Here is a 10,083-nt window from a genome sequence, read left to right as displayed (position 1 = left end):
TAATTATACCAAAAAATCGCTCAGACCTCACGGTCTGGGCGATTTTTCTGTCAGGGGAGTTTTTTTACAGCCCCTTTATCTTTCCTTCAGACTCTCCCTCACGCACAGTGACCCCGAGGATGTCAAGTCATTGCTACAAAAAATATGCGGTTTTTAGGCCGTGGGAATGGCTTAAAACCGCATATTTCTGTATAGAGAACTGTTATCCATCACCGGAGGGCATCACTATGTGTGTTTTGTAAACTGTTCTATATTGTCCCTCTAAGGATCAAAAAAATTTCTCTGGAGCAATCGATGTTACGCCTTCTGGCAGATATCCAAGTATTTCTGTCATTGCTATTGATGGCCGAAAAATTCTTTAAGTGCTTCAAAAAAAAGCACTACCAAAGGATTTTCGTTTCCGGCTATACATACAAAACCGAAAGACATTCCAGGTTTTTTTGATGAAATCGGAATATATACAACAGATGATGCGTTTTGCCTGCGAACACTTTCGCCTGTGATATGGATACCGCCTGTTGAGCGGATGATCCATGGAACTGTCTCTACATTATCAGCCAATATTATTTCCTGAAAGTGGAGATGATTTGCCAACAAATACTGCTGCGTTACGGATGCGGAGTATTCGTCATTTTCTAGTGTAATCAAGGGGTAATCTGTCAATTCAACCAACGTAACAGAGTCTTTCTCCGCCAGAGGACTATCCTTTGAAGTCATTGCAATCATGGAAGTAGAGCTGATTCTAAAGTACTTCAAATCCTCCGAAGATGCAGAATCCATTCGAAAAAGTGTCCCGACATCTATTTTAAAGGCGCGAAGGTCATTCACAAGCTGCTGGGGCAGATAACTGTTGCATTTTAGTTGAACATTTGGATATTTTCTCTGAAACCACTGCAGAAAACCTCCGCAATAATCATCGATGGCATAGTATAGAATTCCAAGTGTCAGTGTCCCGGAAATCCGCTGTGCAAGGTTTTTGCCAGTTTCAAGTAAAAGATCATATTCTTTTAGTATTTTACGGAAGCTTCGTGCCGCACTGAAACCATACTCGGTTAATTTTACGCCGTGGCTGGATGATTCTACCAGAGGATATCCCAATGCCTCCTCAATAGCCTGAACATGCCTGCTAAGAGTTGGCTGCGATATAAACAGTTTTCTTGCTGCCAGAGAGTAGTTCTTTTCAGCAGCAAGTTCTAGAAATTCACGCATGTATTCTGTTTTCATACGAGTGCCTCCTATGCAGTTTCAGTATAGCACAGCGAGTTCTGATATTCAATATATGAATAACATGACGAACAAACGCATAACTGATTTTACAACTATACGATATAATGAATATGTCAATTTGAAATAGGGAGGACAAATAAATGAAACTTTTCAACACACTGGACATGGATGCAGTCCGTACAAGCTGGAAACAGAAAGATAACTATGATTTGTCGTATTATGGCGGCAAGGAGCCTGCGTTTACTCCTGCTGTGCAGGGACAGGTGACGGGCATGAATCCCAACTCCGGTATTGAGCACTATAGTGGGCTACACAATGTGCTGGGAGTGTGGGAGTTTACTGGCTGGATGGACGAGTGCAACGCAATTTCAAAAACCGGCTACATAGGAGACTGGTCCTGGCTGAACAAGTACCGTATCACGGGACCTGATGTAATCAAGTGCATGGAGCAGGGAACCATCAATGGCTATAAGAAGTTTCCTGTAGGAAAAGGTCGCCACATTGTGTCTGTTCTTCCCAATGGAAAAATGATGGGTGACGGCATTGCATTTCGAGAAGCAGAGGATCAGATTCTCCTGACCGGCGGCGCTATGATTGCTCCCGGCTTGATGATTCGTCCGGAAGGTTGCGACGTGACAGTGGAAGATTTAACTGGAGAAATTTTCAACTTCCATGTTCAGGGGCCAATTTCAACTGCTGTTATTGAAAAGGTTACAGGTGAGTCTGTAGGCGATCTGGCATTTATCTCTTTCCGTGATGTTATGATTGCTGGTAAAAAAGTTCGCCTGTACCGAGGCGGCATGTCCGGCGAAGTTGGGTATGAACTGTTTGGTGACAGTGCAGACGGCTCTGTAATTTGGAATGCTGTTGTGGAAGCCGGAAAAGAATTCGGCTTACGTCAGCTGGGCCAGAGAAGCCTGATGCTGAATCATTTACAGGCGTTTTTCCCCACAATCTGGGTCGATTTCATTCCTGCAATTGTATCGGGTGCAGAAGCACTGCACCGCTCTCCGGTAGATTACGGTTGGGATCGTCTCGTGGACAAAACCAGAGACTTCCCGGGAAAGGCCGCCATTATGGCAGAAGCTGCTGACCCCAAGACCAAGTGCGTCACATTGGAATGGAATAGTGAGGACTGCATCCAGATTTTTGCTTCTTTGTTCGATCAAGAAAACGAGGCATTTGAACAGATGCCGTTGCCTGTGAACACATCTGATTTCTCTGCAGCTTGCCCGCAGTTTATTCCTGCCTTCAGTAAAGATCATCAGATGATTGGTTTGGTTTCCAATCGTGGTTACAGCTGCCAATATAAAAAGGTGATTTCTCTGGCAAACATTGATATTCGGTATGCGCAGGAAGGAACGGAAGTATATGTACTTTATGGTTCTGAAGGACATCGGCAAACCATGATCCGCGCCACTGTAACCAGAACTCCCTACAAGGCAGACCGGCGCAAATAAGGGAGAACTGCATGAACCCTTCACCCAATCAGATTCTTACACAAATCTGCTATTCAATCTCTCCTTTGCAATTATCATGGTTTTGATTTCGTAATTTCTGAATGGAAAGGCAATATCCTTTGATTTGCTGCTTTTGAGATTTGGAACATCATCTCGTGAATGCGCAGGAGATAATGGGCTGGTGGCTATTAAGCACTTACAGCCTGCACTTCAGAAAAAGTCCATAGCGTACCTTCTAATCATCAGCGGTACTCCGCATAGAATTATACCCCCTTATGCCTCTTTACTATTGGGATAAGGGGGTATAATCGGCTTTTCACGCGACAGGCACTGGTTGCCAATATACAGCCAACTGGCGTATACCTGCACCAGTTGAGATAGGCTATCATCCGTAGAAAAACCTGGAGTCTCCTGATGAACCGATGTTGCGCTACCATACAAAAGGTGGTACGGAGCTTCAAGGAAAGGCTTCTAAAATGCACAACCGTCCATATCCCACCTGTTCATTGGGATATTCCGTAAATGCAGGCAATGGTCTTGCCCCACGGCGGAGCCAGGCTTTCACTTTTTCTCCATAGAGGTAAGGATCATGGCCTTCCACAATGCCCCACTGCATGAGGATGGCTGCACTGCCGGTCACAAAGGGTGTAGCATAAGAAGTTCCTGACACTGTCACATAGCCTCCTCCCGGCGCGGCAGTCTGGATGCTTACTCCTGGTGCCACCAGATCCGGCTTTGTCTGCCAGGCAGCATCTGTAAATCCTCTGCCGGAGAAGTCTGCGTATGCATCGGTGGCTGCATCATAGGCTCCCACCGTGATCACCTTGGAAGCGGTAGATGGAATCGTCAGTGTGCCGCTCTCCACCGGATTTAAGAATCTGGTTCCGTTTCCTGTAGCCGCACTGGCAGGAAACCACAGCTCTACTCTTCCATCCACGATTTTTTCCGGAACCAGCCGGATCGTCCACACTCCCGCATCAATATAGTCCTGCTCTGGCAGCAATTCAATAAAGATTTCCTGCTCCACCATGTAAGGCACTGGCTCCCCATAGTAGGCAAGCAGCTGTGTCCTTCCGATTTGATATCGCTGAGCAGGCGGCTGCTCATACAGAGGACCGATCTGTCTGCCAGCAGGATGTGCCAGATAAATGGAAAACCGGTCCGTATAATTCTTCCAGATCTGAAGACTCAGGGCCGGTTCATAAGCTCCCACCGTAAATTCCAGCTCCGTCGTTCTCCCATTCTGAAGTCTGACACTGGTGTGACCTGCTCTGGCTCCTTCATTGCCACTTCCCACACAGATCACGGTTTTCCAGCGGCTGCTCATCTCATCCACATAGGTTTCCAGCAGAGACGTTCCCCTGTGGGAACCGTAGGTATTTCCAAAACTGATATTAACTGCCACGGGCATACCTAATTCTTGAGCCTTTCGGATCACATAGTCAAGTCCTGTCATCAGTTCCGTCGTTTTGGGAAATCCATTCTGACTGGGCGTACCAAGCTTCACCACAAGGATTTCACTGTCTCTGGCCACACCTCTATTTCCTGCCGCCACTGCCAGTACCCCTGTTCCATGACCGCTGCTGTCACGGGACAGTATTGATTCACCGTCACGCAATGCTTCATTAATCTGGGCTTTAGTGTATTCCGTCCCCCGCGCATAGCCTTCCGGCGGATTACCCTCTATGGTCTGATCCCATAGAGCTGCAATTCTGGTAGAGCCATCTGGATTTAAGAATTCCGGGTGTTGAATATCCACTCCTGAATCCAGGACTGCCACCAGCACACCCCGCCCGGTTAGAGAAAGGGGTACAGTTTGTACCCCGGTCAGACAAGAGGCTCTTTTCCCCGCTGTCCGCTGGAAAAAGAGCCTCTTTGGTTTCTCTACATATTCAATTTGCGGAAGCGAAATGATCTCTTCCAGCCGGTTTTCCTGCACCAGCAGGATTGCATAACCTGCAGACAGTTCTGTCACTGCCTCTGCTATACTCCTTGCTGCCTCCAGATCCCCGGAATATTTTACAATCAGTTCCCAGGTGCGTGCCTTGGGATCATACCCTGTCTCCAGCCCCGCTGACCGTTCACGCTCGCTTTGTGTGGCATCCAGTGCCAGATTTAATTCATCTTCTACTTTCTGACTGTTCAACATAAGCACCTCCGTCCTATCTTCTATGCTATGCTGGTTTCGTACATTTACAACCCTGCGAAACTGTATTATAATCAGAACAGACACTTAAGAAACAGCATAAGCAGGAGGGCGTACCATGGAACTTTCCTTCGGAGAACAGATTAAGATTTTATTGAAGCGGAAAAATATGACGATCAAGGAGCTGGCAGATCTGTATGTAGAGAAGACAGGCATGCCTATGTCCCGGCAGAACCTGACACAGCGACTCAGACGCGATAACTTCCCTGAACAGGACATGCGGATCCTGGCAGCACTGCTCGGCTATCAGGTATCGATTCAGCTGGAACCCACAGATGGAAAAGTCCCGGAACTCTTCCCGGCTGCACTTGCTGCTCAGGAACAGGCGCAGGCAACACCTTCTGCGGAAGCACTGGAAGAAGCAGTCTCGGATATCAATGAGAATACGCTGGATCATGCGTTGGAAACATCTACAGAGACATCCACAGAATCCGTTCATGATGACTCCGCTTCCACCAGTCCGGCAGAAGCTGCGGTCACCTCCGATGCACATCCGACCTTCCAGATTCCCGATGCATTCCGGCGCACCCGTCCGGTTGGTGAGATCAATCCTCTGACCGGCGAAGAATATCTGACCAACACGGTTCGGAAGCACCCAACCATTGAGGAATATGTGCAAGTCTATGACCGCACCACCCATGAATGGTCCGATGTACGGGAAGATTATTTCTGGGAATTCCAGGAGAAGAAGAAACAGATGATGGGCAAAGAATATCGCTCTCCCATCCGAATCTAATACAGGCAAAACTGCGGATCCTGTTATCAACGTAGCAAAATCCGCAGTTTTTTATTTTGTTTCCTGCTCCTTCTCCAGTGCCTTTTTCCTTCTGCTCACCATTCCGCCAATCTGCCCGGTCTCCCGGGATGACAGTGCCTTCCATCCGCCTTTTCGGACTTTTTCCAATAATCCTAATTCCTCGGCAATCTCGTATTTCATCCGATCCGCCGGTTCCAGATTTTCAAATGATTCCGATGTGTGTTGTTCCATAGATGCTCCTTTCCACCTTGTTTCTATATTCATACCAGAAGTATGTGTTACTGTTCACTCGTACCTCGTTCCAGTAACACTTCGCAGGCTCATTTAAAGTTTTGCTTCGCAAAAGGAGCCTGCTCACCCCTGAATCATGTTCTTACGCAGCCTGACAGCAAGTGTCTGGCTGCTGTATGAACAATAACAAGTATGTCCTAATTTTGTAAGGCCTATACCTCTTATTTGCACGGATCTGAAAATCTGCTCTTGAAACTTGAGGCGAATTTCTTTACACTTATTTTATTCTGATAATAATAGAAAAGAGGATCATCTATGTATCATACAATCGTAACTTTGAAAAAAGGCGAGGGCCGCACCATCAAATCCGGCGGTGCCTGGATCTATGACAACGAGATCGACACTATCACCGGCCGTTTCCACAACGGCGATATGGTGACTGTCCATGACTTTGACGGTTATCCCATGGGAAATGGTTTCATCAACCAGAATTCCAAGATCCGCATCCGCATGATGACCAGAAAATCAGACCAGGAAGTAGATGAAGCATTCCTGCGTATGCGAGTGCAGAACGCCTGGGATTATCGAAAGACCACTGTAGACACCTCTTCCTGCCGCATCATCTTCGGAGAAGCAGATTTCCTGCCGGGACTGGTCATTGATAAATATGAAGATGTACTGGTTGTGGAATGTCTGGCGCTGGGAATGGAACAGTTCAAGGAGACCATCGTCTCTCTGTTAAAAGAGATTCTTGCCGCAGATGACATCACAATCCGCGGTGTCTATGAGCGCAGCGATGCCAATGAACGTACCAAAGAAGGTCTTCCGAAAGTCAAACAGTTTATCGGAGAAGAATTTGATACCAATGTAGAAATCGTGGAAAATGGTGTGCACTATATGGTCGATGTGGTAAATGGTCAGAAGACCGGATTCTTCCTGGACCAGAAATACAACCGCCTTGCCATGCAGCGGATCTGCAAAGGCAAAAAGGTGCTGGACTGCTTCACCCACATGGGAACCTTTGCACTGAACGCAGGCATCGCAGGAGCTTCAGAAGTAACCGGGCTTGATATCTCCGAATATGCTGTAGCACAGGCAGAGGCAAATGCCCGCCTGAATCATCTGGAGAATACTGTCCATTTCCGCTGTGCCAATGTACTGGACGAATTACCAAAGCTTGCTGCTGCTGGCGAAAAATACGATGTAGTCATCTTAGATCCACCGGCATTCACAAAATCCCGTGAGGCAACCAAAAACGCCATCAAAGGTTATCGTGAGATCAATATGAAAGGACTGAAGCTTGTCAAAGATGGCGGCTATCTCGCCACCTGCTCCTGCTCTCATTTTATGACCCAGGAACTGCTGGCAAAGACCGTCAAAGAAGCTGCCAAGGCAACCCATAAGCGTCTCCGCCAGGTAGAGTTCCGTACCCAGGCTCCGGATCATCCGATCCTGTGGGCGGCAGATGAGAGTTATTACTTGAAGTTCTTTATCTTCCAGGTAGTGGAGGAGAAATAAGAGCCGGAAAATGGATATATCTATTCGGTAAATCTCTTTAGATATGTAGATAGCAATGCTTTCATAATCAGGATCTATTGGGCATTGTTTATCAGCTTGACGATTACCGGAATCGTGAAAATACTGATGGTCTATTTCAAATTTGAAAGGGGTAAAAAAGCGGTTACATTCATCTCTGTAGGACTCAGTATATAAGGCAGGCCTATAAGATATCCGTCCAGGGCGACAGCCTTGGACCATAGATGCGTTTTGACACATCGTATGGGGTTATGATCGAGTTTAGAAAGTGTTTTTGCAGGAGGGTGATTCGTTGAATAATCAATTCATACAAGGAGTCATGTTTGATTGGAATAGAATCGATAACGACAGTTATTTAAAGAGCATTGAAGCTTTTAAGGGGATTGAAAAACTTGATTTCAATAAATCAATTACCTTTTTTGTCGGAGAAAATGGCAGTGGTAAATCAACTTTATTGGAGGCACTTGCCGTAGCACATGGTTTTAATCCTGAGGGAGGAACAAAGAATTATGTTTTTTCTACGCATGATACGCATTCCGAGTTGTGTAATGCCATAAGAATTTCCAAAGGCTATCGGAAGGAAAAGTGGGGATATTTTCTTAGAGCGGAAAGTTTTTATAACGTTGCAACGCAGGAAGAAGAATATGCAGATCGCAAGCATCCTTCCGCTAAATATCATGAAAAATCACATGGAGAAAGTTTTCTCGCATTGGCTCAGAATCATCTGCGGCCAAATGGTTTATATCTTTTTGATGAGCCAGAAGCTGCATTATCACCACAGAGACAGCTTACATTGCTGATGCAAATATATAGTTGTGCAAAAGAGGGAGCGCAGTTTATCATCGTTACGCATTCACCGATTTTGTTAGGAATACCAGATGCAGACATCTATTGTTTTGATAATGGAAGCATCCATTTATGCGAATATGAAGAAACAGAGAGTTATCAGGTAACAGAAATGTTTATCAACAACAGGCAGATGCTGTTGAATAGATTGCTAACAGATTAGATAATAAAGGAATCGACAACTTAAAATTTGCAGGAGGTGTCTTGATGAAAACGAAGCGTTTGATGCTGTGTGCGATAGTTGCCTTTCTGATCGTGCTTTTGATTTGTTCCATTATCCAGAAAAAGCATACCATCACTCTTTCAAATGGCGAAGGTACAATAAAAGCAGAACAAATACAGCCACTTTGGGGAACTGTAAAAGTAAGTGGCGATAGCGATACGGATGTAGTCTTTACTGATATTGAAACAGGAGAACAGTACATAATCGGGTACATTACACATGGTGTGACAGAAAAAATCAACCTCGAAAAGGATAAATGGTATAAAGTTGAGGGTGGGGGCAATCTCACCCTGTACCCCGTAAGTATTCGAGTTGAATAGCTTCAAGTTTGGAGAATTGAGAAAATCGGTATTTGTGAAACTGCCTTATTTATTTTTGTAGGAGATATGACGATATACTATATATAGTAATGATTTGGTTTTAAACGGAGTTTTAGTTTATTTACGAGGAGGTTTTTGTATGTCGATGAATATTAGTGGATTAGGTAATGCCTATAGTGGTGTCAATACTAATAGCAAACAATATAAGGCTTTGAAAGAAAAAGGCTGGTTAGAAGGAGTAATTCAGAACGAAGCTATGATGTCTCCAGAAGAAAAAATGATATATGAAATATTTGGCGGAAGGGATACTATTGTTAATAATTTGATGAAACAATTTGATTCCGATGGGGATTTACTGAATGCAAATGGAGTGGCAGGAATGGATGTTACTGGCAAAGGTACATCGTGGCAGAAACTCACAAATGTATCTGAGGAATATCGTCAAAAAATGTTTGATAATGTAAAGAAAGAATTTATTCAAGAAAATGGTGTTTCAAATGGTGATACAACTAAGCGTTCAGATATTTTCAAAGATTATCAATTAAGTGTGAATAAAGATAAACGTTTAAGTGGTACATGGACTTTAGAACAATATGAAGGACAGTATAGATCCGCTATGTATGCAGCAGTGAAAGCAGCTAATCCAAATTGGAAACCGGGACAAAAATTTGATACAAGTATTCTTGATAATGTCACAAGAGAATCAGTGGAAGCGACACTTGTCAAAAATGGTAATAGGCTAGTTCGTAATTCTATTGATGTATCAGTATAGAATACAACAACTTCAAGTTTACAGAACTGAATCAAGAGAGCTCGAAGGAGCTCTTTTTCCTTTTTTATAATAGTATCATTATGGTATAATAGAGACATTAAAATCGGAAGTTGGAGGATACACGCATGAAAATTGTAATCATTAATGGAAGTGCCAGAAAAGGAAATACGCTGGCAGCAATCAATGCATTTATAAAAGGAGCGTCAGAAAAGAATAAAATTGAAATCATTGAACCCGACAAACTCAACATTGCACCATGCAAAGGATGTGGTGTCTGTCAATGCTCTAAGGGATGCATCGATAAGGATGATACAAATTCTACCATTGATAAAATTGCTGCCGCAGATATGATTCTTTTTGCTACACCAGTTTATTGGTGGGGAATGTCAGCACAATTGAAACTTATCATTGATAAGTGCTACTGCCGCGGATTGCAGTTAAAAAACAAAAAAGTTGGCACAATTGTTGTAGGTGGTTCTCCCGTAGGCAGCATCCAGTATGAGCT

Annotated in this window: 10 protein-coding genes; 7 read left to right on the top strand and 3 right to left on the bottom strand. The window is 44.5% G+C overall.

Annotated elements, in window-relative coordinates:
- Window positions 1-336: 336 nt before the first annotated feature.
- Entirely contained in the window at window positions 337-1,224 is an 888-nt protein-coding gene (locus WMO62_RS14800; protein WP_118440819.1) for a LysR family transcriptional regulator, read from the bottom strand.
- A gap of 143 nt (window positions 1,225-1,367) precedes the next feature.
- Here WMO62_RS14800 and WMO62_RS14795 point away from each other — a divergent pair, with 143 nt between their 5' ends.
- Complete coding sequence (locus WMO62_RS14795) at window positions 1,368-2,687, top strand: aminomethyltransferase family protein (protein WP_118440818.1); 1,320 nt, start codon at window positions 1,368-1,370, stop codon at window positions 2,685-2,687.
- Between the two features lie 457 nt (window positions 2,688-3,144).
- On the opposite strand, the gene WMO62_RS14790 is transcribed toward WMO62_RS14795, so the two are convergent.
- On the bottom strand, window positions 3,145-4,836 hold the full coding sequence (locus tag WMO62_RS14790) for a S8 family peptidase (RefSeq protein ID WP_349145153.1): 1,692 nt from the start codon (window positions 4,834-4,836) through the stop codon (window positions 3,145-3,147).
- 115 nt (window positions 4,837-4,951) lie between these two features.
- On the opposite strand from WMO62_RS14790, the gene WMO62_RS14785 reads away from it, so the two are divergent.
- A complete protein-coding gene (locus tag WMO62_RS14785) occupies window positions 4,952-5,629 on the top strand; it encodes a helix-turn-helix domain-containing protein (protein WP_147601722.1) in 678 nt (225 codons plus the stop codon).
- 51 nt (window positions 5,630-5,680) lie between these two features.
- On the opposite strand, the gene WMO62_RS14780 is transcribed toward WMO62_RS14785, so the two are convergent.
- Window positions 5,681-5,881 carry an alpha/beta-type small acid-soluble spore protein gene (locus WMO62_RS14780; protein WP_118511219.1) on the bottom strand — a complete coding sequence of 67 codons (201 nt, stop codon included), beginning with the start codon at window positions 5,879-5,881 and terminating at the stop codon, window positions 5,681-5,683.
- Window positions 5,882-6,196: 315 nt separating this feature from the next.
- On the opposite strand from WMO62_RS14780, the gene WMO62_RS14775 reads away from it, so the two are divergent.
- From WMO62_RS14775 to WMO62_RS14755, 5 genes are all read left to right on the top strand, one after another.
- Window positions 6,197-7,399 carry a class I SAM-dependent rRNA methyltransferase gene (locus WMO62_RS14775; protein WP_349145152.1) on the top strand — a complete coding sequence of 401 codons (1,203 nt, stop codon included), beginning with the start codon at window positions 6,197-6,199 and terminating at the stop codon, window positions 7,397-7,399.
- 310 nt (window positions 7,400-7,709) lie between these two features.
- Window positions 7,710-8,426: an AAA family ATPase gene (locus WMO62_RS14770; RefSeq protein ID WP_349145150.1), complete on the top strand. Its 717-nt coding sequence runs from the start codon at window positions 7,710-7,712 to the stop codon at window positions 8,424-8,426.
- A 44-nt stretch (window positions 8,427-8,470) separates the two neighbouring features.
- A complete protein-coding gene (locus WMO62_RS14765) occupies window positions 8,471-8,806 on the top strand; it encodes a hypothetical protein (RefSeq protein WP_349145149.1) in 336 nt (111 codons plus the stop codon).
- A 145-nt stretch (window positions 8,807-8,951) separates the two neighbouring features.
- Window positions 8,952-9,578 (top strand): DUF3879 family protein, encoded by a 627-nt coding sequence (locus WMO62_RS14760; RefSeq protein ID WP_349145154.1) that lies wholly within the window; start codon window positions 8,952-8,954, stop codon window positions 9,576-9,578.
- Between the two features lie 125 nt (window positions 9,579-9,703).
- Window positions 9,704-10,083: flavodoxin family protein (locus tag WMO62_RS14755; RefSeq protein WP_349145148.1), on the top strand; the 380-nt coding region annotated here is incomplete at its 3' end.

Source organism: Hominiventricola aquisgranensis, from assembly GCF_040096225.1.
In the GTDB taxonomy this organism is placed as follows: domain Bacteria; phylum Bacillota; class Clostridia; order Lachnospirales; family Lachnospiraceae; genus Hominiventricola; species Hominiventricola aquisgranensis.
The sequence above is the reverse complement of the archived record's forward strand: the minus strand, read 5'-3'. Positions and strand labels throughout refer to the sequence as shown.